The organism is Pseudomonas sp. 9AZ, assembly GCF_902506525.1.
Taxonomy (GTDB): Bacteria; Pseudomonadota; Gammaproteobacteria; order Pseudomonadales; family Pseudomonadaceae; genus Aquipseudomonas; species Aquipseudomonas peli.
Map to the genome: position 1 here is coordinate 3,556,299 of NZ_LR733840.1, position 22,625 is coordinate 3,578,923.

16 protein-coding genes are annotated in these 22,625 nt (G+C 61.0%); 14 read left to right on the forward strand and 2 right to left on the reverse strand.

The window, feature by feature from the left end; genetic code table 11:
• Nucleotides 1-25: 25 nt before the first annotated feature.
• Nucleotides 26-1,135 carry an SO2930 family diheme c-type cytochrome gene (locus ALTER154_RS16640; RefSeq protein WP_160088658.1) on the reverse strand — a complete coding sequence of 370 codons (1,110 nt, stop codon included), beginning with the start codon at nt 1,133-1,135 and terminating at the stop codon, nt 26-28.
• Nucleotides 1,135-2,373, reverse strand: coding sequence for a parallel beta-helix domain-containing protein (locus tag ALTER154_RS16645; protein WP_160088660.1), 1,239 nt, complete (start codon nt 2,371-2,373; stop codon nt 1,135-1,137). The genes ALTER154_RS16640 and ALTER154_RS16645 overlap by 1 nt, the downstream gene beginning before the upstream one ends.
• A gap of 145 nt (nt 2,374-2,518) precedes the next feature.
• On the opposite strand from ALTER154_RS16645, the gene ALTER154_RS16650 reads away from it, so the two are divergent.
• From ALTER154_RS16650 to ALTER154_RS16715, 14 genes are all read left to right on the forward strand, one after another.
• On the forward strand, nt 2,519-2,695 hold the full coding sequence (locus ALTER154_RS16650) for a hypothetical protein (RefSeq protein ID WP_003244646.1): 177 nt from the start codon (nt 2,519-2,521) through the stop codon (nt 2,693-2,695).
• A gap of 60 nt (nt 2,696-2,755) precedes the next feature.
• Entirely contained in the window at nt 2,756-5,710 is a 2,955-nt protein-coding gene (locus tag ALTER154_RS16655) for a sensor histidine kinase (protein WP_160088662.1), read from the forward strand.
• A 76-nt stretch (nt 5,711-5,786) separates the two neighbouring features.
• Nucleotides 5,787-7,214 carry a sigma-54 dependent transcriptional regulator gene (locus ALTER154_RS16660; RefSeq protein WP_160088664.1) on the forward strand — a complete coding sequence of 476 codons (1,428 nt, stop codon included), beginning with the start codon at nt 5,787-5,789 and terminating at the stop codon, nt 7,212-7,214.
• Nucleotides 7,215-7,913: 699 nt separating this feature from the next.
• On the forward strand, nt 7,914-9,320 hold the full coding sequence (locus ALTER154_RS16665) for a polynucleotide adenylyltransferase PcnB (protein WP_090255997.1): 1,407 nt from the start codon (nt 7,914-7,916) through the stop codon (nt 9,318-9,320).
• The gene (gene folK / locus ALTER154_RS16670) at nt 9,320-9,817 is read left to right on the forward strand and encodes a 2-amino-4-hydroxy-6-hydroxymethyldihydropteridine diphosphokinase (protein ID WP_176600657.1); all 498 of its coding nucleotides are present in this window, start codon (nt 9,320-9,322) and stop codon (nt 9,815-9,817) included. The genes ALTER154_RS16665 and folK overlap by 1 nt, the downstream gene beginning before the upstream one ends.
• Before the next feature lie 236 nt (nt 9,818-10,053).
• A complete protein-coding gene (gene panB / locus ALTER154_RS16675; RefSeq protein WP_160088666.1) occupies nt 10,054-10,854 on the forward strand; it encodes a 3-methyl-2-oxobutanoate hydroxymethyltransferase in 801 nt (266 codons plus the stop codon).
• The gene (panC, locus tag ALTER154_RS16680) at nt 10,851-11,711 is read left to right on the forward strand and encodes a pantoate--beta-alanine ligase (protein ID WP_160088668.1); all 861 of its coding nucleotides are present in this window, start codon (nt 10,851-10,853) and stop codon (nt 11,709-11,711) included. Before panB ends, panC begins: the two co-directional genes overlap by 4 nt.
• Nucleotides 11,712-11,818: 107 nt before the next feature.
• The gene (pgi, locus tag ALTER154_RS16685) at nt 11,819-13,483 is read left to right on the forward strand and encodes a glucose-6-phosphate isomerase (protein WP_160090201.1); all 1,665 of its coding nucleotides are present in this window, start codon (nt 11,819-11,821) and stop codon (nt 13,481-13,483) included.
• Nucleotides 13,484-13,576: 93 nt separating this feature from the next.
• A complete protein-coding gene (acs, locus tag ALTER154_RS16690) occupies nt 13,577-15,514 on the forward strand; it encodes an acetate--CoA ligase (RefSeq protein ID WP_160088670.1) in 1,938 nt (645 codons plus the stop codon).
• A 155-nt stretch (nt 15,515-15,669) separates the two neighbouring features.
• Nucleotides 15,670-16,545 carry an oxygenase MpaB family protein gene (locus ALTER154_RS16695; RefSeq protein ID WP_160088672.1) on the forward strand — a complete coding sequence of 292 codons (876 nt, stop codon included), beginning with the start codon at nt 15,670-15,672 and terminating at the stop codon, nt 16,543-16,545.
• A 95-nt stretch (nt 16,546-16,640) separates the two neighbouring features.
• Nucleotides 16,641-17,822, forward strand: coding sequence for an acetyl-CoA C-acetyltransferase (locus ALTER154_RS16700; protein WP_160088674.1), 1,182 nt, complete (start codon nt 16,641-16,643; stop codon nt 17,820-17,822).
• Nucleotides 17,823-18,000: 178 nt separating this feature from the next.
• Nucleotides 18,001-18,375, forward strand: a complete 375-nt coding sequence (locus ALTER154_RS16705) for a hypothetical protein (protein WP_160088676.1) — start codon at nt 18,001-18,003, stop codon at nt 18,373-18,375.
• A gap of 119 nt (nt 18,376-18,494) precedes the next feature.
• Nucleotides 18,495-19,511 carry a class I SAM-dependent rRNA methyltransferase gene (locus ALTER154_RS16710; RefSeq protein ID WP_160088678.1) on the forward strand — a complete coding sequence of 339 codons (1,017 nt, stop codon included), beginning with the start codon at nt 18,495-18,497 and terminating at the stop codon, nt 19,509-19,511.
• Nucleotides 19,512-19,612: 101 nt separating this feature from the next.
• Nucleotides 19,613-22,624 carry a DUF748 domain-containing protein gene (locus ALTER154_RS16715; protein ID WP_160088680.1) on the forward strand — a complete coding sequence of 1,004 codons (3,012 nt, stop codon included), beginning with the start codon at nt 19,613-19,615 and terminating at the stop codon, nt 22,622-22,624.
• Nucleotide 22,625 lies beyond the last annotated feature (1 nt).

Below are 22,625 nucleotides of genomic sequence, written 5' to 3' on the forward strand. Positions count from 1 at the left end.
CGCGCACGAAAACAGGTCGCGCCGCTCAACAGTCCCCTTGCAAGCTGGCAATCCAGCGTTGCAGTACGTCCACGCCTTCGGCATGCACAGCAGAGCGACCCAGCTCCGGCATCATGATGCTCGGGTCGACGCTTTCCACGCGAAACAGCAGCACTGATTTATCCGGCTGCCCCGGGTGAATATCCACCAGACGATCACCCGAGCCTTTACCCGCAGCCACCGGCTGTTTGCACAGGCCATAGCTGATGCCGATGGCCGTGGCCGGATCGAGCAGCAGGCCCGAGGTACGCCCTGGGCCCTTGGGGTTGTGACAGTGACTGCAGTTGGCATCCAGATAACTGCGTGCCTGCTTCTCCAGGCTTTCGCCAGCGCGCGGCGTCGGCCATAACGCGTTCTGCGGCACGCCCTGCAACTCGGCCGCCCCCCCCTGCAAACGACCCTGCTGCTGCCAGTGCTGCAACTGATTGTGCGTGCCATCAGCGTAGGCAAAATCCTTGTTCAGATGGCGCGCCTTCGGCCCCAGCGGATTGACGCCCTGCCCTGCAGTTTCCTCATGGCAACCGGCGCACTGGTTGGCGTCCGGCACCTGATAGGCCACTGCCTGGGTTTTGCCCTCGGCATTCAGCAGGCTCAACTCGCGGCTGTCACCCGCCCATTCCAGATGGGCCTCTTGTTGCTGTTCATCCCACACATAGGGCAACGCCACCCAGCCGTCCTGCTGTTTCAGCAGGATGCGTGTCTCGATCAACTGCACCCGCGCCAGCTCCAGGCCACGCTGCGGGTCGCGGTCATCCCGCTCGTTAAGCAGCAGGCGGCCCTGGGCGTCCTTGGGGTAGTAGAAGGTTTTGCTCAGTACTGTGCCAACCGGGTAATCGAAGTGCGCGTCGCCGTAGGTCGCCGCTGTACCTGCCGGCATCCAGACGGTACGCAGTTTGTGTGCGTAGTCGGTAAACAGCGGGGTATTCAGGTCATAGGGCAAGGCCTCGGCAACCGGCGCGATAAAGCCGTCTGCGCGTTGCAGCATGCCCCACTCGCTGAGTGTTTCTGGGTAGTTGTCACCTTGCGGCAAGTACAGCGGCGCCGGCTGCTCGCAGCCGGCGAGGAGCAACAGCGCTCCCAGTAACAGACGATGCATCAGGCCCCCTGGTCGGCATCAGCCGAGGCCAGTTTGACGGCAGGCAATGGCGGCAGGCTGCAACGGTAGTCGGTCATATCGGTGCTGATGTTTTTGTAGTTGTTCGGCCCGTCGACGTTGATCATCCCCGCCTCGCCGTTATTGATGCAGATCGCCCGGTCCGCCGGCAGCTTTCCGTCCACCAGAATGTCGAGGTTGACGTAACCGTCCCAGAGAATATCCGGCAGGCGGCCATTCAAGCCAAACTGGCTGACTTTGAGCGCTTTCAGTTCAAGGTGATCCGGGCTGTCGCCGGCGGGGCCGAATCGGTTGCCGTGGATATGGATGCCTTCTGGATAGGGGTCGAAACTCTCGGCTGTGGACAGGTCGGTATAACCGGTACTGAAGTAGCTGCTGATGATCACGTTGGCGGTCTTGTGGTCGCCAATGTCGTTGTCGAACACCTCAACATCATCGTTGGAGTTGATCACCACGCCGGAACCTGCCGGCACGCTGGCCACCGGCGTACCCTTGTGGCCGAAGTTCTTGTGGTTATTGCCCTCGATCTTGTTGCGGAACACCCGCGTCACCCGCCCGGCCTGCGGCAGGTTGGGCATGTTGAACACCAGAATGCCGCCGGTGTTACCGGTGGCGACGTTGTCATACACGTCGGCGTCGATGGTGTTTTCGATCTCGATCCCGGCGACGTTGCGCTCGGCACGGCTGTTGCGCACCACCACGTTGCGCGACTGGCCGACATAGATACCGGCATCCGATGCGCCGATGGCCACCGCGCCATCAATCAGGGTGTTCTCGGTCTGCACCGGGTAAATACCGTAGGCGCCGTTCTCGGTGGCCGGACCGTTGGTCCACTCGGTGCGCACGCGGCGGATGATGATGTTCTTACCGCCCACCACTTTCAGCGAATCGCCCTTGGTGTCCTCAAAAGCGATGTCTTCGATGGTGAAATCCGAGGCATCCACCAGCAGGCCTTCGGCGCCGGACTTCTGCCCCTTGAAGCTCAAGATGGTTTTGTCCATGCCTGCGCCCTTGATGGTCACGCCGCTGACCTTCAAGCTCAGGCTGCGGTCGAGCTGATAGGTGCCGGCCGGGATTTCGATCACGCTGCCGGGCTTGGCCTTGATCAGTTGGGTCTGCAGGTCTTTCTGGAAATCCAGATTGGCCACCGGGGCCGGTTCTTCGCCGCACGCGGCAAGCAGCACGGACAGGGCGAGCAAGGAAAGCGAGGCAAGGCGCATGGCAATCTCCAGCGTTATTCTTATCAAGTGGAACGATAGTACCAACTAATAAGGAAAAGCCAAGCTCTGCACACGCCGGCCGACCAATAGCCCAGAGCATTATGCATCCGTTACCATCGCCGGCAATTAAGCGAAGAGATGCGGCATGTATATCTACCGATTGGTGCTGATCCTGGTGGTGGGGATCTACCTGTTCTCCCCGGCCATCATGGACTGGTGGATCGACCCCAATGGGGCCTGGTACCGCCCCTACCTGCTGTGGCTGATCCTCATCGTAGTGACCTTCATCCTGCAGAGTCAGCGTGATGCCGATGAACTCTGACCTGCTGCGGCGCAACCTGCGTGACCGCGTCTTAACCTTCTTCGCTTCAGAGCCAACGTGATGCTAACGAGCTTTAGCCTGAGCCAGCTGATTCTGATCAGCGCCGCCTACCTTCTTATCCTGTTCGGCGTGGCCTGGATCAGTGAGCACGGCCTGATTCCGCGCTGGATAATTCGCCATCCACTGACCTACACCCTGTCGCTCGGCGTCTATGCCAGCGCCTGGGCCTTCTACGGCACAGTGGGGCTGGCCTATCAGTATGGGTATGGCTTCCTCGCCAGTTACCTGGGGGTGTCCGGGGCATTTCTACTGGCGCCGGTATTGCTCTACCCGATTCTGCGCATCACCCGAACTTACCAGCTGTCATCGCTGGCCGACCTGTTTGCCTTCCGTTTTCGCAGCACCTGGGCCGGTGCCCTGACGACAGTCTTTATGCTGGTCGGCGTGTTGCCGTTACTGGCGCTACAAATCCAGGCGGTGGCCGATTCCATCGGCATCCTCACCCGCGAGCCGGTGCAGGAGCGCGTGGCGTTGGCCTATTGCGGGCTGATCATTCTGTTCACCATTTTGTTCGGCGCTCGGCATATCGCCACGCGCGAAAAGCATGAAGGGCTGGTATTTGCCATCGCCTTTGAGTCGGTGGTCAAACTGGTGGCGATCAGCGCCATCGGCCTTTATGCCCTGTACGGCGTGTTCGACGGTCCGCAGGACCTGCAATCGTGGCTGGTGCAGAACCAGTCCTCGCTGACCAGCCTGCACACGCCGCTGCAAGAAGGCCCCTGGCGCACCCTGCTGCTGGTGTTCTTCGCCTCGGCGATCGTCATGCCGCACATGTACCACATGACCTTTACCGAGAACCTCAACCCGCGCGCCATGGTCAGCGCCAGCTGGGGCCTACCGCTGTTTCTGCTGCTGATGAGCTTGGCGGTGCCGCTGATTCTCTGGGCCGGTCTCAAGCTGGGTGCAACCACCAACCCGGAATACTTCACCCTCGGCGTCGGCATCGCGGTGAATAGCCAGACCCTGGCACTGATTGCCTATGTCGGCGGCCTGTCGGCTTCCAGCGGGTTAATCATCGTCACCACCCTGGCGCTGTCCGGCATGGTGCTCAACCATGTGGTGTTGCCGCTGTACCAACCGCCATCGGAAGGCAATATCTACCGCTGGTTGAAGTGGACACGGCGCGCCCTGATCCTGCTGGTGATCATGGCCGGCTACGGCTTCTATTTACTGCTCGGTGCTGAACAGGACCTGGCCAACCTCGGCATCGTCGCCTTCGTCGCCACCCTGCAATTCCTCCCCGGCGTTTTGTCGGTGCTGTACTGGCCTGCCGCCAACCGTAAAGGGTTTATCGCCGGGCTGCTGGCGGGGATCGCCGTCTGGGTGGTGAGCATGCTGTTGCCGATGCTCGGCAACCTGCAGGGCCTGTACCTGCCCTGGTTCAACGTCATTTATGTGCTGGATGACAGCAGTTGGCACCTGGCGGCCATCGGCTCATTGGCCGCTAACGTGCTGGTGTTCACTCTGGTGTCACTGTTCACCGAAGCTAGCCCGGAAGAAAAGAGTGCCGCAGAAGCCTGCGCTGTAGATAACGTGCGCCGCCCGCAACGCCGCGAACTGCTGGCGGCCTCACCGCAAGAATTCGCTGCGCAACTGGCCAAACCCCTGGGCGCAAAGACCGCCCAGCACGAGGTGGAGCAAGCCCTGCGCGACCTGCATTTGCCGTTCGATGAAGGTCGCCCTTATGCCCTGCGCCGCCTGCGCGACCGCATCGAGGCCAATCTGTCCGGGCTGATGGGCCCCAGCGTGGCCCAGGACATCGTCGAAACCTTCCTGCCCTATAAAGCCGGCAGCGAAACCTACGTCACCGAGGACATCCACTTTATCGAGAACCGCCTCGAGGACTACCACTCGCGCCTCACCGGTCTCGCCGCCGAACTCGACACCCTGCGCCGCTATCACCGCCAGACCCTGCAGGAACTGCCGATGGGCGTTTGCTCGCTGGCCAAGGATCAGGAGATCCTGATGTGGAACAAGGCCATGGAAGAACTCACCGAAATCCCCGCGCAGCGTGTGGTCGGCTCACGCCTGAACACTTTGGCCGAGCCCTGGCGTGGGCTGCTGGAGCGGTTTATCGAACTGCCCGACGAACACTTGCACAAACAGCGCCTGGCCTTGGACGGCCAAACGCGCTGGCTCAACCTGCACAAAGCAGCCATCGACGAGCCACTGGCGCCGGGTAACAGCGGCCTGGTACTGCTGGTTGAAGACCTTACGGAAACGCAGATGCTGGAAGACAAGCTGGTGCACTCCGAGCGACTCGCCTCCATTGGTCGTCTGGCTGCCGGCGTGGCGCATGAGATCGGCAACCCGATCACCGGCATCGCCTGCCTGGCGCAGAACCTGCGAGAAGAACGCGAAGGTGACCCCGAGCTGACCGAGATCAGCGAGCAGATCATCGAGCAGACCAAGCGCGTGTCGCGCATCGTTCAATCGCTGATGAGTTTTGCCCATTCCGGCAGCCACCAGCACAGCGAGGAGCCGGTGTGTCTGGCCCAGGTTGCCCAGGATGCGATTGCCCTGCTGGCGCTCAACCGGCGCAGCGTTGAAGTGCAGTTTTTCAACCTCTGCGACTCCGATCATTGGGTAGTGGGTGACCCGCAACGCCTGGCCCAGGTGCTGATCAACCTGCTGTCAAACGCCCGCGATGCCTCACCGCCGGGCAGTGCGATCCGGGTCAAGAGCGAACGTTTCGAGCACACCGTAGACCTGATCGTCGAGGACGAAGGCAGCGGTATTCCCAAGGCAATCATCGACCGTTTGTTCGAACCCTTCTTCACCACCAAGGACCCGGGCAAAGGTACGGGACTGGGCCTTGCACTGGTCTATTCGATCGTGGAAGAGCATTATGGACAGATAACAATCGACAGCCCGGCCGACCCCGAGCTTCAACGCGGCACCCGCATTAGGGTCAGCCTGCCGAGGCATGTCGAGGCGACGTCCATAGCGACTTAAACCAGCTACCAGCGAGCATGCCTGCCAGGCCCTTTAGCCCAGCGGCATGCCCCGAGACCGTCGAGAGACCGAATTGATGCCTCATATTTTGATCGTCGAAGACGAAACCATTATCCGCTCTGCCTTGCGTCGTCTGCTGGAACGTAACCAATACGAAGTCAGCGAGGCCGGCTCGGTGCAAGAAGCGCAAGAGCGCTTCAGCATCCCCAGCTTCGACCTGATCGTCAGCGACCTGCGCCTACCGGGCGCACCCGGCACCGAGCTAATCAAGCTCGGCCAGGGCACGCCGGTGCTGATCATGACCAGCTACGCCAGCCTGCGTTCGGCGGTCGACTCGATGAAAATGGGCGCGGTGGATTACATCGCCAAACCCTTCGACCACGACGAAATGCTCCAGGCCGTGGCGCGCATCCTGCGCGATCACCAGCAGGCCAAGAGCACACCAGCACCCGCAACCGGCCCAGCAAAAGCCGGTGCCGACAAGGTGGTGGACAACAGCAACGGCGAAATCGGCATCATCGGCTCCTGCGCATCCATGCAGGAGATGTACAGCAAGATCCGCAAGGTCGCGCCCACCGACTCCAACGTGCTGATTCAGGGCGAGTCCGGTACCGGTAAAGAGCTGGTCGCCCGCGCTCTGCACAACCTTTCGCGCCGCGCCAAAGCGCCGCTGATTTCAGTGAACTGCGCCGCCATCCCCGAATCGCTGATCGAGTCCGAGCTATTCGGCCATGAGAAAGGCGCCTTTACCGGCGCCAGCGCCGGCCGAGCGGGTTTGGTCGAAGCCGCTGACGGCGGCACCCTGTTCCTTGATGAAATCGGTGAGCTACCTCTGGAGGCCCAGGCACGCCTGCTGCGCGTACTGCAGGAAGGCGAAATTCGCCGGGTCGGCTCGGTGCAATCACAGAAGGTCGATGTGCGCTTGATCGCCGCGACTCACCGTGACTTGAAAAGCCTGTCGAAGATTGGCCAATTTCGCGAAGACCTGTATTACCGCCTGCATGTGATTGCCCTCAAACTGCCCGCACTGCGTGAGCGCGGCGCTGACGTAAGTGAAATCGCCCGCGCCTTCCTGGTGCGCCAAAGCACCCGCCAGGGCCGCCCGGAATTGAGCTTTGCTGCCGATGCTGAACAGGCGATTCGCCATTACCCCTGGCCGGGTAACGTGCGTGAACTGGAAAACGCCATCGAACGCGCAGTGATTCTCTGTGAAGGCAACAGCATCTCAGCCGAACTACTGGGCATCGATATTGAACTGGATGACCTGGAAGACGACTTCACCGGCCTGCCCGCACAAAGTGGCGGCCTGGGGCATGAGCCGAGCGAACCCACTGAAGACCTGTCGTTGGAGGATTACTTCCAGCACTTCGTTCTCGAGCACCAGGACCATATGACCGAGACCGAACTGGCACGCAAACTCGGCATCAGCCGCAAATGTTTGTGGGAGCGCCGCCAGCGCCTCGGTATCCCACGGCGCAAATCTTCAGGGGCAACCGCGGGCTAGAGCGGCGCGCCAAGGTGACAGATGCGCCCGCAAGAGGTTCCCTCACCTGTTACCCCTTCAACACTTAGTAACAAAAGCCGGGTCTTACGGTAACGAGAACCCGGCTTTTTTGTGCCACACCGCGCCTCACACAAACAATCAAGCCGTTGATTTTAAAGGGATTTAAAAAACTGGCACGGGTTCTGCTTTACAGCCAGTACAACAACAATAACAAAACGCTCCAACCCTAATAAAAATAAGACGTACCGACTCCAGCACAATAAAAACAACAACGCGGAGGCGCAGCTAACTGATTCTTTTGGAAAGGAATTGCCGTTGGGGTACGCCCCATAACCAGGCTGAGAATAATAAAACTGCCCCAAGGCAGCGCCAATACTGGTTAGGTCACACCGTGATCATTGCAGCGTCAGCATCCAAAGCAATCCGTTTGCTCTTGATTCCCAGCTTGGGAAGTTTTTCAAAAGTCCTTGACTGGATGGAACGGGTAAATCAACAAAAACAACAAGCCCGCCATAATAATAAAAACAGAGCACGCACCAATTTGGGGGGGAGCTTCGGCTCCCCCAGTAGCTTCAAATCCCCCGCCTGCCGCCCTTTCCTGTCGTTTCCTCCATCAATCGTCGACTCAATGCTAGAATCCGCGCCATTCCTGCGGCCGGCATATACTCTGGCCAGTCATTTAGTCAAACAGTGCCTCCCATGCTGAAAAAGCTGTTCAAGTCCTTTCGTACCCCAGCCCGCCGTGGCAACCACTCACACAGCACGCCTGAAGTGCTGAGCAGCAGCCAGCACCCGATCGAACGTGGTGAAATCAGCCGCTACGCCATCAGTGTGGTCGAACGCCTGCAGCAGGCTGGCTACCAAGCGTATCTGGTCGGCGGTTGCGTACGCGATCTGCTGCTAGACATTGACCCCAAGGATTTCGACGTGGCCACCAGCGCCACGCCCGAGCAAGTGCGCGCCGAATTTCGTAACGCCCGGGTCATTGGCCGCCGCTTCAAGCTGGTTCACGTGCACTTCGGCCGTGAAATCATTGAGGTCGCCACCTTCCGCGCCAATCATCCGGAAGGCGAGGAAGAAGAAAACAGCAACCTGTCCTCGCGTAACGAGAGCGGACGCATTCTGCGTGACAACGTGTATGGCAGCCTTGAAGACGACGCCCAGCGTCGCGACTTCACTATCAATGCGCTGTATTACGACCCGAGCACCGAGCGCATCCTCGATTACGCCAATGGCGTGCACGACATTCGCAACCACCTGATCCGCCTGATCGGTGATCCGACTCAGCGCTACCAGGAAGACCCGGTGCGCATGCTGCGTGCAGTACGTTTTGCCGCCAAGCTGGATTTCGACATCGAGAAACACAGCGCCGCGCCGATCTACAAACTGGCCCCGCTGCTAGGCGGCATCCCCGCTGCGCGCCTATTCGATGAAGTACTCAAGCTGTTTCTCGCCGGCTACGCGGTGTACACCTACGAGCTGCTGGTGGATTACGGCCTGTTCGGCCAGCTGTTCCCGGCCAGCGCCGAGGCGCTGAAACTCAACCCGGATTACACCGACCAGTTGATCCGTAATGCGTTGGACAACACTGACCTACGCATTCATCAGGGCAAGACAGTCACCCCTGCGTTCCTCCTAGCAGCACTGCTGTGGCCAGCCCTGCCAGCCCGCGTGATCAAGCTGCAGGATCGCGGTATGCCGCCGATCCCGGCCATGCAGGAAGCCGCTCACGAGCTGATCAGTGAGCAATGCCAACGCATCGCGGTGCCCAAGCGCTTCACCATGCCGATCCGCGAAATCTGGGATATGCAGGAACGCCTGCCACGCCGCAGCGGCAAACGCGCCGATATGCTGCTGGAAAACCCACGCTTCCGCGCTGGCTACGACTTCCTGCTGCTGCGCGAAAGCGCAGGCGAGGAAACCGGTGGCCTGGGCGACTGGTGGACCCGCTATCAGGATGTCAGCGACAGCGAGCGTCGCAATATGATCCGCGACCTCAGCAACAAGGACGATGGCCCAGGCGCTCCCCGTAAGCGCAAACGCAATAACAGTAAGCGTAAACGCGGCCCGGCTGCTGAGAACTCGAGCAGTACAGCCGGCGAATAATGGAACGCGTCTATATCGGCCTGGGCAGTAACCTGGCCACACCGATCGAGCAACTGCGCAGCGCGCTGGCCGCCCTGGCTGCGCTGCCGCAAACAGATCTGATTGCCCAGTCATCTTTCTATAGCAGCGACCCATTGGGTCCTGCGGATCAACCGCGCTATGTAAATGCCGTGGCGGCACTGGATACCGAACTCAGTCCATTGGCCCTGCTGGATGCCTTGCAGACGATCGAACTTGAGCAAGGCCGTACGCGCAAGGCCGAGCGTTGGGGGCCACGCACCCTCGACCTGGATATTTTGCTGTTCGGCGAACGCTTACTGGATGAGCCGCGCCTGAGCGTGCCGCACTACCACATGCATGCCCGCGCCTTTGTCCTCTACCCGCTGGCTGAGATCGCCCCCGACCTACAACTGCCGGATGGCCGCGCCCTGACAGAACTGCTTGGGGCTTGTCCTTATGCAGGGCTGGAACGCCTCAGCGAAACAGAGTTGACCTGAATTCCGGACAACTTCGACTGCTGGGTCATGCAGCCGCAGCAGTAATAACCCTACTTGCGAGCTGGCACATTGGCGGTAACGGCAGTAACAAGCCGGTAACACCTGCAATTGACTTCGAGCCCCCCCATCAGGACTATAGGCGTCCCGTTGCCCCGCACCGGTGCAATTCGAGGCCAATGCAGGCCAACTTGAAGCAGCACAACTGCTGACTGAACGCCTGAGTGAGGACAGTTTTCATGCCTGATGTAACCCTGACCACCCTGCAAAGCCTCAAGCAGAGCGGCGAGAAAATCGCCATGCTGACCTGCTATGACGCCACGTTCGCCCAGACAGCCTGCCAGGCCGGTGTCGATGTGCTGCTGGTGGGCGATTCCCTCGGCATGGTCTTGCAAGGCCATGACAGCACGCTGCCCGTCACTGTCGCCGAAATGGCGTATCACACCGCCAGCGTCAAACGTGGCAACCAGGGCGCGCTGATTCTCGCCGATCTGCCCTTTATGGCCTACGCCACCCTTGAGCAAGCCCTGAACAACAGCGCGGCACTGATGCAAGCCGGCGCCCACATGGTCAAGCTGGAAGGTGCAGCCTGGCTCGCCGAGCCAATTCGCCAACTGGCTGAGCGCGGCGTACCCGTATGCGCCCACCTCGGCCTCACCCCGCAGGCGGTGAATATCCTCGGTGGTTATAAGGTGCAAGGCCGCCAGGAAGCCCAAGCGCGGCAGATGCGCGCTGATGCCATGGCGCTGGAACAAGCCGGCGCGGCGATGCTGCTGCTGGAATGCGTGCCCAGCGAACTGGCCGCTGAAATCAGCCAAGCCGTGAAGATCCCAGTTATCGGCATTGGCGCCGGCGTTGCCACCGACGGTCAGGTGTTGGTCCTGCATGACATGCTTGGGCTTTCACTGAGCGGCCGCACGCCAAAGTTCGTGAAAAACTTTATGGCTGGCCAGAGCAGCATCCAGAACGCCATCAGTGCGTACGTCAAAGCGGTCAAAGACCAGAGTTTCCCAGCAGCCGAACACGGATTTTCTGCATGAACACAGTTAAAAGCGTGCGCGAGTTGCGCGCCGCTGTTGCCCAGGCCCGTGCCGAAGGCAAACAGATCGCCTTCGTCCCGACCATGGGCAACCTGCATGCCGGTCACGCCGCACTGGTGGAGAAAGCCGCCCAGCGTGCCGATTTCGTGGTCGCCAGCATCTTCGTCAATCCCTTGCAGTTCGGCCCCAGCGAAGACCTCGACAAATACCCGCGCACCCTGCTCGCCGATCAGGAAAAGCTGGTCGAAGCCGGCTGCCATCTGCTGTTCACCCCGGATGTCGAGGAAATGTACCCGCACGGTATGGACGGCCAGACCCGTGTCAGCGTACCGGGCGTGTCTGAAGGCCTCTGCGGCGCTAGCCGCCCAGGCCACTTTGAGGGCGTTGCGACCGTCGTCAGCAAGTTGTTCAACATGGTGCAGCCGGATCTGGCGATTTTTGGCCAGAAGGATTTCCAGCAGCTGGCAGTGATCCGCACCCTGGTGCGTGACCTCAACATGCCGATCCAGATTATCGGCGAGCCGACGGTGCGGGCCGACGATGGCCTGGCGTTGTCCTCGCGCAACGGTTACCTGAATACGGCACAGCGTGAAGTTGCGCCGGTGCTGTACCGTACCCTGCAAGAGATGGCCACAGCGATTCGCGCCGGTGAGCGTGATTACGCCAAACTGGTCGCCGTTGCACAGCAGCAACACAGCGCCGCAGGCTTTAGCCCGGATTATCTGGAAGTACGCGAAGCCAACAGCCTGCGTCCGGCCACCGCTGATGATCGCCGCCTGGTCATACTGCTGGCCGCGTTTATTGGCAGCACCCGGTTGATCGACAACCTGGCGTTCGACCTCGATACTCCAGGCTGATCCACGGCGTAGATGCTGGCCCAACACCCGCCAGTTACACTCAAGGCCCGGATAACTCCGGGCTTTTTTGCATGATTCGCCGCACCCAAAACAAGGAACACGCACCAATGGCCTACTTCCAGCAAACGCATGACGTCACCAGCCTGCCCGCCTGGCAGGCGCTGCGCGAGCAGCGCGAGCAGATGAACGACTTCAGCATGCGCGAGGCCTTTGCCCGTGACCCGCAACGTTTTACCCGTTTTTCCCTGAGCAGCAGCGGTCTGCTGCTGGACTACTCAAAGAACCTGATCGACGAAAAAACCCTGGGACTGTTGGTGCAGCTGGCTGAACAAGCCCAGCTGCCGGAGTCCATTCACGCCCTGTTCAGCGGCGATAAGGTCAATGCCTCTGAGGGGCGTGCAGCTCTGCACACAGCCCTGCGCAGCCCGATTGGCCGCACCCTGAAACTCGACGGCGTTGACCTGATTCCACAAGTGCACCGCGTACTGCATCAGATGACCGAATTGGTCAGCCGCGTGCACAGCGGCCTGTGGCGTGGCTACAGCGACAAACCGATCACCGAAGTGGTGAACATTGGTATTGGCGGTTCATTCCTCGGCCCTCAGTTGGTGTCCGAAGCACTACGGCCCTTTACCCAGCGCGGCGTGCGCTGTCATTACCTGGCGAATATCGACGGTAGCGAGTTCCGTGAACTGACGGCACGCCTGAACCCACAGACCACGCTGTTTATTGTCTCGTCCAAATCCTTCGGTACGTTGGAAACCCTGAAGAACGCCCTGGCCGCACGCGACTGGTACCTAGCCCTGGGCGGCCCGGAAGCCGAGCTGCACAAGCACTTTATTGCGGTGACTAGTAACCAGAAGGCTGCGATCGAATTCGGTATCAAGGCGGAAAACATCTTCCCGATGTGGGACTGGGTCGGCGGGCGTTACTCACTGTGGTCGGCCATCGGCCTGCCGATTGCCCTGGCCATCGGTATCTCCAACTTCAAAGAACTGCTGGCCGGCGCCTACGCCATGGACCAGCATTTCACCCAGGCACCGCTGGCGGAAAACATGCCCGTCCTGATGGCCCTGCTGGGGATCTGGTACGGCAACTTCTGGGGCGCGAAAAGCCAGGCGATCCTGCCCTACGACCACTACCTGCGTAACTTCACCAAACACCTGCAGCAGTTGGACATGGAATCCAACGGCAAAAGCGTGCGCCAGGACGGCAGCCCTGTGAACTTCAGCACCGGCCCCGTGATCTGGGGCGGCGTGGGCTGTAACGGTCAACACGCGTATCACCAGTTGCTGCACCAGGGTACCGAGCTGATCCCAGCGGACTTTATCGTCCCGGTTAATAGCTTCAGCCCGCTGGCTGACCATCACCAGTGGCTGTTTGCCAACTGCCTGTCACAAAGCCAAGCCTTGATGCATGGCAAGACCCGCGAGGAAGCCGAAGCCGAGCTGCGCGCCAAGGGTCTGGACGAGGCCGAAGTGCAACGTCTGGCACCGCACAAGGTGATCCCCGGTAACCGCCCGAGCAATATCCTCGCGCTCAACCGCGTCGACCCGTTCAACCTCGGCGCACTGGTAGCGCTTTACGAGCACAAGGTCTTCGTACAGAGCGCCATCTGGGGCATCAACGCCTTTGATCAGTGGGGCGTCGAACTGGGCAAGGACCTTGGCCAGGGCGTTTATCAGCGTCTCACCGGCCAACTCGACGAGCCCGCCAGTGACGCCTCGACACAAGGCTTGATCCAGCACTTCCGCGAACGGCATCGCGGCTGATCCACAGCGACCGAGCACAAGGCCAGCACTTGAACCAAGCACCCGCTTGGTTCACCCTACGAACATCGCGGAACACAACAATAAGGACCCGCCATGTTCGAAATCACCCGCCACCCCGTGCCCGATGCAGTGCGCCAACGCGCCCACCTGAACAACGACGACTACCTGCGTCTGTACCAGCAATCGGTGGAGCAACCGGAAATCTTCTGGGCCGAGCAGGCCAAGACCTTCCTCGACTGGAGCAAACCCTGGACCAGCGTGCAACAAGGCGACCTGCTAAGCGGTTCGGGCTCGTGGTTCAAGGGTGGGCAACTGAACGTCAGCTACAACTGCATCGACCGTCACCTAGAAAAACGCAGCGAGCAAATTGCACTGATCTGGGAAGGCGACAACCCCAGCGAATCGGCTCACATCACCTACAAGAAGCTGCACCACAACGTCAGCCGCCTGGCCAACGCGCTGAAAAGCCGTGGGGTGAAAAAGGGCGACCGGGTGTGCATCTATATGCCGATGATCCCCGAGGCCACCTACGCCATGCTCGCCTGCACACGCATCGGCGCAGTGCATTCGGTGGTGTTTGGTGGTTTCTCCCCGGACGCCTTGCGTGATCGCATTCTCGACGCCGATTGCCGCACCGTGATTACTGCCGATGAAGGTGTGCGCGGTGGCAAGTACGTGGCGCTCAAGGCAAACGTCGACAAGGCGCTGCAGAGCTGTCCAGCAGTGTCCACGGTAGTGGTGGTCGAACGCACCCAGGGCGAGATCGACTGGGTGGAAGGCCGCGACATCTGGTACCACGAAGCCCTACGCGACGCCGACGGCAACTGCCCACCAGAGCCGATGGACGCCGAAGACCCGCTGTTTATCCTCTACACCTCCGGCTCCACCGGCAAACCCAAGGGTGTATTGCACAGCACTGGCGGCTATCTGCTAATGGCGGCGATGACCCACAAATACGTGTTCGACTACCACGAAGGCGACATCTACTGGTGCACCGCCGACGTCGGCTGGGTCACTGGGCACAGCTACATCGTCTACGGTCCGTTGGCCAACGGCGCAACCAGCCTGATCTTCGAAGGCGTGCCCAACTACCCGACGGCTTCGCGCTTCTGGCAGGTGATCGACAAGCACCAGGTAAACATTTTCTACACCGCGCCCACCGCCCTGCGTGCGCTGATGCGTGAGGGCACTGGCCCGGTCGAATGCACCGAGCGCACCAGCCTGCGCCTGCTCGGCAGCGTCGGCGAGCCGATTAACCCGGAAGCCTGGGAGTGGTATTACAACGTGGTCGGCGAACGCCGCTGCCCGATCGTCGACACCTGGTGGCAGACCGAAACCGGCGCCATCCTGATCACTCCGCTACCCGGCGCCACCGACCTCAAACCCGGCTCGGCGACCCGGCCGTTCTTTGGCGTGCAGCCGGTGCTGCTGGATGAACAGGGCAAGGAGATCGACGGCCCTGGCAGCGGCGTGCTGGCGATCAAGGACAGCTGGCCAAGCCAGATTCGCAGCGTTTACGGCGACCATCAGCGGATGATCGACACCTACCTCAAGCCCTACCCCGGTTACTACTTCAGCGGCGACGGCGCGCGCCGCGACGAGGACGGTTACTACTGGATCACCGGCCGGGTGGATGACGTGATCAACGTCTCCGGCCACCGCATCGGCACCGCCGAAGTGGAAAGCGCCCTGGTGCTTCATGACGCCGTCGCCGAAGCCGCAGTGGTCGGTTACCCGCATGACCTCAAAGGCCAGGGCATCTATGCCTTCGTCACACCGATGAACGGCGTGGAAATCAACGATGCGCTGAAGCAGGAACTGCTGGCCTTGGTCGGCAAGGAAATTGGCAGCTTCGCCAAACCCGAGCTGATCCAGTGGGCACCGGGCTTGCCGAAAACCCGTTCGGGCAAGATCATGCGGCGCATCCTGCGCAAGATCGCCTGCAACGAGCTGGAAAACATGGGCGACACCTCGACTCTGGCCGACCCGACGGTGGTCGACGGTTTGATCGAGCAGCGCCTGAACCGATAACCGCACGCTAGGATGTAGGGTGTAACGAGGCACGTAGCTGATGCTCTGTTCATCCGCCAAGGGCCCCGCGCGGCGGAGCCCCATCGAGTGGATCGCCAACCGATGGATCGATGAAGCGCGATCCACCCTACACCAGCAAACGAACCCACCATTCCATGGAATTTCTTCGACGCCGTATCGAAAGCCAAGTCCTTAGTCTCAGCGGTATCGCTTTGGGGCAAATCGACTTCGAAAAGCCCCAGGACGACCCCGGTCTGTTCGGCCCCGACTCGGTGAGTTGGCAGGTGCATGGCGACTTCACCAGCATGCTGATCGGCGGTATCAGCGCCCTCCTCTTGCAAGCTCTGCATCCACTGGCATTAGCCGGGGTATGGGATCACTCAAATTTTCGTCAGGACCTACTCGGCCGCCTGCGTCGCACCGGCCAGTTTATATCTGGCACCACCTACGGCTCGCGTGCCGATGCCGACTGGCTGATCGACAAGGTCAAGACCATTCACCTCAAAGTCACAGGCACCGCCCCGGATGGCCGCACCTATGCCGCCAGTGATCCGGCGCTGCTCACCTGGGTGCATGTGGCCGAGGTGTACAGTTTTCTCCAAGCACACCTGCGTTACCGCAACCCACAACTGAGCGAAGCCGATCAGGACCGCTACTACGCGGAAATCGCCCTGATCGCAGAGCGTCTGGGCGCCACCCAGGTGCCGCGCTCGCGCGCCGAGGTCGCCGCCTACCTGGCAGCTGTGCGCCCCGAGCTGCTCTGTGATGAACGCTCGCTGGAAATCTTGCGCATCCTGCTCAACGCCCCGGCACCCAGCGCCCTCGCTGCCCCGGCGGCCAAGCTGCTGATGCAGGCTGGCATCGACCTGCTGCCAGATTGGGCGCAACAGATGCTCGGCCAGCAGATCAGCCCGCCACGTAGCCGGATGATCCACACTGGCGTACACAGCCTGGCCCCCGTGCTGCGCTGGGCGGTACGCGGCGGCGCCATCCACCGTGCGCGCAAACGCCTAAACCTGCCGCCACGCTGACCGGCCGGTTCGCGCGCTGGCCGTAAACAAAGCCGCTGTGCCACCATAGCGACCTTTCGCGGCCTGCCGCGCCCGTTACTTGTGAGGATCGCGCTATGCAAGACGTCGTCATCGTTGCCGCCACCCGCACTGCCATCGGCAGCTTCCAGGGTTCACTGGCGAATATCCCAGCCCCTGAACTCGGCGCAGCGGTAATCCGCCGCCTGCTGGAACAAACCGGCCTGGACGGCGCGCAGGTCGACGAAGTGATCCTCGGTCAGGTGCTCACTGCAGGCAGCGGGCAGAACCCGGCACGCCAGGCGGTGATCCTCGCCGGCCTGCCGCACGCCGTGCCAGCGCTGACCCTGAACAAGGTCTGCGGCTCGGGCCTGAAAGCTCTGCACCTCGGTGCCCAAGCGATCCGTTGCGGCGACGCCGAAGTGATCATCGCCGGCGGTATGGAGAACATGAGCCTGGCTCCCTATGTAATGCCCGGAGCACGCACCGGCCTGCGCATGGGCCACGCCAAGCTGGTCGACACGATGATCACCGACGGCCTGTGGGATGCCTTCAACGACTATCACATGGGCATCACCGCCGAGAATCTGGTGGAGAAATACGGGATCAGCCGCGAAGCGCAGGACACCTTCGCCGCCGCCTCGCAGCAAAAAGCCGTGGCTGCTATCGAGGCCGGGCGTTTTGTCGATGAAATCACCCCGATCATGATTCCCCAGCGCAAAGGCGACCCGATTGCCTTTGCCATTGACGAACAGCCGCGCGCCGGCACCACAGCCGAATCCCTGGGCAAGCTCAAGCCCGCATTCAAGAAGGACGGCAGCGTCACCGCCGGCAACGCCTCCAGCCTGAATGATGGCGCCTCTGCCGTGCTGCTGATGAGCGCCGCCAAAGCCCAGGCCCTCGGCCTGCCGGTACTGGCGAAGATCGCCAGCTACGCCAACGCAGGTGTCGACCCGGCGATCATGGGCATCGGCCCGGTCAGTGCCACCCTGCGTTGCCTGGCCAAGGCCGGCTGGCAGCTGGCCGACCTGGACCTGATCGAAGCCAACGAAGCCTTCGCCGCGCAGGCCTTGGCAGTCGGCAAGGAACTCAACTGGGATGCCAGTAAGGTCAACGTCAACGGCGGCGCCATCGCTCTCGGTCACCCGATCGGTGGTTCCGGCTGCCGCGTGCTAGTGACCCTGCTGCACGAGATGATCAAGCGCGACGCCAAGAAAGGTCTCGCCACCCTGTGCATCGGCGGCGGTCAGGGCGTGGCACTGGCGATCGAACGGGCCTGATTACACCGTTCAGCTATGGCGACAAAAAAGCCGGCTCCCATCAATCAGGGGGCCGGCTTTTTTATTTGCCATCGACAGCAATGATGATTGCTATTGACCACCTGCGTTTCTCAAGAGTCGGGCTGCGGCGCAACATTAGCCCCGTAGCCACTTACCCCACTCTTCCGAGGACACCCAGATGAACAAGTACCTGATCGCTTCCCTGCTTGCCGCCAGCCTGACCAGCAATGTTTTTGCCGCAGACGGCGCAGAGCGCAGCCTGAGCAACCGTATCGCCGCTGATGGTTTTGACCGTACCAGCATCAACCGCATCGCCGAAGATGGTGCCGATCGTACCGGCGGCAACCGCGTAGCTGCTGACGGCGCTGACCGCACTGGCGCTAACAGTATCGCAGCCGACGGCTTTGACCGTACCAGCATCAACCGTATCGCCGAAGATGGTGCTGATCGTACTGGTGGTAACCGCATCGCTGCTGATGGGGCAGACCGCACTGGCGGCAACCGTATTGCTGCTGACGGCGCTGACCGCACAGGCATCAACCGCATCGTCTGATCAAATAACAATCGCAAATTAAAGGGCACCTTAGGGTGCCCTTGCTGTTTTTACCGAGCCTGCGTCCCGGCAGGTGAATCTTGATAAACTGCGCGCCCTCCTTTTTCGAGTCGCCGCGCATGCCCTCTCTCGATCAGGCGCTGCGCGCCGCACTGCATAACCGTCAAGACCTGCTGGCCGAACTGCATCAGCAAGGTACCGACTGCTATCGCCTGTTTCATGGCAGCCAGGAAGGCGCCGGCGGCCTGACCGTCGACCGTTACGGCCGGCAATTACTGGTACAGAGCTTCCACCAGGGCCTGAGTCGCGACGAACTGCTACAACTGGCCGAGCAGTGCCAGGCCAGCCTCGGCACACAACTGCTACTGGTCTACAACGACCGCTCCCAGGGCAACTCGCGGATCGACCGCACTGATGCGGTCTACCGGGCCGAACCGGCTGCACTGGAAGACCTGATCGGCCATGAATGGGGCCTCAACTACCGCGTGCGCGGACGCCATGCCGGGCAAGACCCGCTGCTGTTTCTCGACCTGCGCAACGCCCGCGGCTGGGTCAAAGCGCACAGTGCAGGCAAGTCGGTGCTTAACCTGTTCGCCTACACCTGCGGCGTCGGTTTGAGTGCGGCCGCTGGCGGAGCCAGCGAAGTCGTCAATCTGGACTTTGCCGAAGGCAATCTGGCGGTCGGTCGTGAGAATGGCACACTCAATCCGCAGCTGCAGCCCATGCAGTTTGTCCAGTCAGACTACTTCCCTGCGATTCGCCAACTGGCTGGCCTGCCGATCAATGCGCGGCGCGGGCAGAAGTTGCCGCACTATCCGCGCCTTGAGCAACGTCAGTTCGATCTGGTGCTGCTCGATCCACCCGCCTGGGCCAAGAGCGCTTTCGGCACCGTCGACCTGCTGCGTGATTACCAGAGCCTTCTCAAGCCGGCGATTCTCGCCACCGCCGATGATGGTGTGCTGATCTGCTGCAACAACCTGGCAAAAGTCGCCATGGCCGATTGGCGCGAACAGGTGCTGCGCTGCGCGGAAAAGCTCGGCCGCCCGGTGCGCGATTGGCAGGTGCTGGCGCCGGCCAGCGACTTCCCCTCGCAGGATGGCCAACCGCCGCTGAAGACCCTGATCCTGCAGTTCTGAAGCTCCGCCAGCGTGAAGAAAATCCCCGCGTAGAGCCTCTGCGGAACTGCGCACGCGTGCCATACTCCAAGGCACTTCTCGTCGGGATAGATGACGTTTTTATGCTTAAAGGAATAAAGCGCGCTGCCAGCGCCATTGTTATCGCCGTTGCCCTCTACAGCCTGCTGGGTTTTCTGATTCTGCCCGGTATCGGCCTGCGCATCGCCAACCAGCAGCTGGCGCAATACGCCGAAGTACCCGCCACGCTGCAGCGCCTGCAACTCAACCCGTTCAGCCTGGAGCTCAGCCTCTGGGGCCTGCAGATTGGCGAGGCCGACCAGCAGCAAATCGCCTTCGAACGCCTGTATGCCAATCTGCAACTCGACAGCCTGTGGAGCGGCGTGCTGCACCTGGCCGATATCGAGCTGGACAAGCCGCACAGTGAAGTGCTGTTCGGCAAGGATGGCAGACTAAATCTAACGCAACTGTTTAACGTCCCGCCTAGCACCGAGCCTGCGGTTGAAGAGCCGGCCGGTGAGCCGTTCCCGCTGCGTATTTCGCGGATCAAACTGAGTGGCGGCAACGTGCATTTTCAGGATCTGCGTCCCAGCGAGCCAATCGAGTTTATTTACGACGACCTCAACTTCGAGTTGTTCAACCTCAGCACCCTGCCTGACGACAATGCCGACATGAGCCTGGTCGCCACGGGCCCCACCGGCGGGCGGATCGACTGGACCGGGCGCATCAGTCTGGTGCCAATCAGCTCCAGCGGCAGTCTGAAAGTCACTGACGGCAAACTTAAAGCCATCTGGCCCTATGTGCGCGATGCGGTTCCGCTGGTCCTAGAGGACGGCACCGTCAATCTGAGCAGCGACTACAGCCTGAACCTGGCCAAAGGCACCGAACTACTGCTGAGCAATACCCTGCTCAGCGTCAGCAGCTTTGCCATCAAGAGCCCGGCGGATAAAGCGTTGCTGCGCCTGGAAAGTCTGGATATCAGCGAAACCAGCGTGGACCTGGCCAAGCAGCAGGTCATCGTCGGCAAGATTCGTAGCCAGAAGCTGGAAACCTGGGCTGCACGCGAGGCCGATGGCCAGCTCGACTGGCAGAAGCTGCTGGCCAGCCAACCCGCCAAACCAGCTCCAGCTCCAGCTCCAGCTCCAGCTCCAGCTCCAAATGAGGTTGGCGCAGGCTCCGCAGCTACGGAAGCCGAACCGGCAAATGAGCCAAGCGAACCGACCACCGCAGAGCAATCCGCTGACCTGGAAACCGCCACTGCCGGCCAGCCGGAAGAGCCCAGCAAACCCTGGCAGGTAATCCTGCGTGACGTGCAACTGCGCGACTATCAGGTGCATCTGGCCGACCGCGCCGGCGGCGCGGAAGTCAAAATCGACCTGGCACCACTCAACCTTGATCTGAACGACTTCGACAGCCTGGGCACGTCGCCCTTCGGCCTCAAGCTCGACACCGGGGTGAACAAGACCGGGCAGATCAAGGCCGACGGCCAGGTGCAACTGACCCCGACAACAGCCAAGCTGCAGGTGGCCACCCGCGATATCGACCTGCGCCTGGCGCAGACCTACCTGAGCCCCTTCGTGCGTCTTGAACTGCGTAGCGGCAAGCTCGGCAGCGACCTGGCGGTTGATCTGCAGAGCGTGGAACCGCTGGCATTCAGTATTGGCGGGCAAGCCGAGATCAACCAACTGCATACTCTCGACACGCTAAAGGACCGCGACTTCCTTAAATGGCAGCAAGTGCTGGTGGAAGGAATCGACTATCAACACGGCAAGGGCTTGGTGATCGGCCAAGTCAAACTGCAGCAGCCTTATGTGCGCTTTATCATCAATGAAGACCTGACCACCAATATCAGCGATCTGATGATTCCACAGCCGGCAGAGGCCAACGCCAAGCCCGCAGCGGCAAGTAAACCGCTGCCGATGCGCATAGGCGGTATCAGCATCAAGGACGGTTCGGCGAACTTTGCCGACTTCAGTCTGACGCCTAACTTCGCCACGGCTATTCAGCAACTCAACGGCCAGATCGGCACACTCGACAACCAGAGCCCGAAAACCGCCAGCGTCGATATTAAAGGCAAGGTCGATAAGTACGCACCCGTCAGCATCAAAGGCAAGCTGACGCCGTTCGACCCAATGAACAGCCTGGATATCGCCACCAGCTTCAAGAATGTCGAACTGACCACCCTCACGCCCTACTCCGGCAAGTTCGCCGGTTTCCGCATACGCAAGGGCCGCCTCAACCTCGACCTGCATTACCAGATCGAGAAAGGCCAGCTCAACGCCGAGAACAAACTGCTGCTGGAAGACCTGCAGCTGGGTGAGAAAGTCGACAGCAAAGACGCCATGGACCTGCCAATCCGCCTAGCCATTGCCCTGCTCAAAGACACCGACGGAAATATCAGCATCCAGCTGCCCGTGCAGGGCGACCTCAACAGCCCGCAGTTCAGCGTTATGCCCATCGTCTGGCAAACCCTGCGCAATCTGGTGCTGCGCGCCGCGCAGGCACCGTTCAAATTTATCGGCGGCCTGGTCAGTGGCGGCAGTGACGTAGACCTCAGCACCGTGCGCTTCAATGCCGGTGACAGCGAGCTCGACGGCGACGCGCAGAAAGCGCTGGATACTCTGGCCAGCGCCCTGAAGGAGCGTCCGACCCTGCGCCTGGAAGTCGAAGGCATGAGCGCGCAGAGCAGCGACGGCCCACCACTGGCTGCTGCGCGCCTGGAGCGCGAATACCAGAACACCTGGTACAAGATGCTGCAACGCCGTGGGGAGGATGTACCTGCCGAAGCCAGTGAGCTGGTGGTGGATGAGGACGACAAAGCCGTACTGCTCGAAGGCATCTACCGCACCCGCCTCAAACAGCAGCCGCCAGCCGAGTGGGCCGAACTGCCCGACGAGGAGCGCAGCGTGAAGATGCGCGAAGGTGTGCTGCAATCCTGGGCACAAAGTGAACTGCTACAGCGTCAGCTGGCCCAGGCGCGAGCGGCAGAAATAAAGAGCTATCTGGTCGAGCGCGGCGGCCTGGCCGACGAACGTATTTACCTGCTGGATGTCAATATGGCACAGGCTGACGCCAATGGCCGCGTCGCCACTACCCTGCATCTCGGCAGCGAGTAAG

Coding starts and splice junctions, on each gene's coding strand:
- ALTER154_RS16640 (WP_160088658.1), bottom strand. CDS start 1,135: ATGCATCGTCTGTTACTGGGAGCGCTGTTGCTCCTCGCCGGCTGCGAG.
- ALTER154_RS16645 (WP_160088660.1), bottom strand. CDS start 2,373: ATGCGCCTTGCCTCGCTTTCCTTGCTCGCCCTGTCCGTGCTGCTTGCC.
- ALTER154_RS16650 (WP_003244646.1), top strand. CDS start 2,519: ATGTATATCTACCGATTGGTGCTGATCCTGGTGGTGGGGATCTACCTG.
- ALTER154_RS16655 (WP_160088662.1), top strand. CDS start 2,756: ATGCTAACGAGCTTTAGCCTGAGCCAGCTGATTCTGATCAGCGCCGCC.
- ALTER154_RS16660 (WP_160088664.1), top strand. CDS start 5,787: ATGCCTCATATTTTGATCGTCGAAGACGAAACCATTATCCGCTCTGCC.
- ALTER154_RS16665 (WP_090255997.1), top strand. CDS start 7,914: ATGCTGAAAAAGCTGTTCAAGTCCTTTCGTACCCCAGCCCGCCGTGGC.
- folK (WP_176600657.1), top strand. CDS start 9,320: ATGGAACGCGTCTATATCGGCCTGGGCAGTAACCTGGCCACACCGATC.
- panB (WP_160088666.1), top strand. CDS start 10,054: ATGCCTGATGTAACCCTGACCACCCTGCAAAGCCTCAAGCAGAGCGGC.
- panC (WP_160088668.1), top strand. CDS start 10,851: ATGAACACAGTTAAAAGCGTGCGCGAGTTGCGCGCCGCTGTTGCCCAG.
- pgi (WP_160090201.1), top strand. CDS start 11,819: ATGGCCTACTTCCAGCAAACGCATGACGTCACCAGCCTGCCCGCCTGG.
- acs (WP_160088670.1), top strand. CDS start 13,577: ATGTTCGAAATCACCCGCCACCCCGTGCCCGATGCAGTGCGCCAACGC.
- ALTER154_RS16695 (WP_160088672.1), top strand. CDS start 15,670: ATGGAATTTCTTCGACGCCGTATCGAAAGCCAAGTCCTTAGTCTCAGC.
- ALTER154_RS16700 (WP_160088674.1), top strand. CDS start 16,641: ATGCAAGACGTCGTCATCGTTGCCGCCACCCGCACTGCCATCGGCAGC.
- ALTER154_RS16705 (WP_160088676.1), top strand. CDS start 18,001: ATGAACAAGTACCTGATCGCTTCCCTGCTTGCCGCCAGCCTGACCAGC.
- ALTER154_RS16710 (WP_160088678.1), top strand. CDS start 18,495: ATGCCCTCTCTCGATCAGGCGCTGCGCGCCGCACTGCATAACCGTCAA.
- ALTER154_RS16715 (WP_160088680.1), top strand. CDS start 19,613: ATGCTTAAAGGAATAAAGCGCGCTGCCAGCGCCATTGTTATCGCCGTT.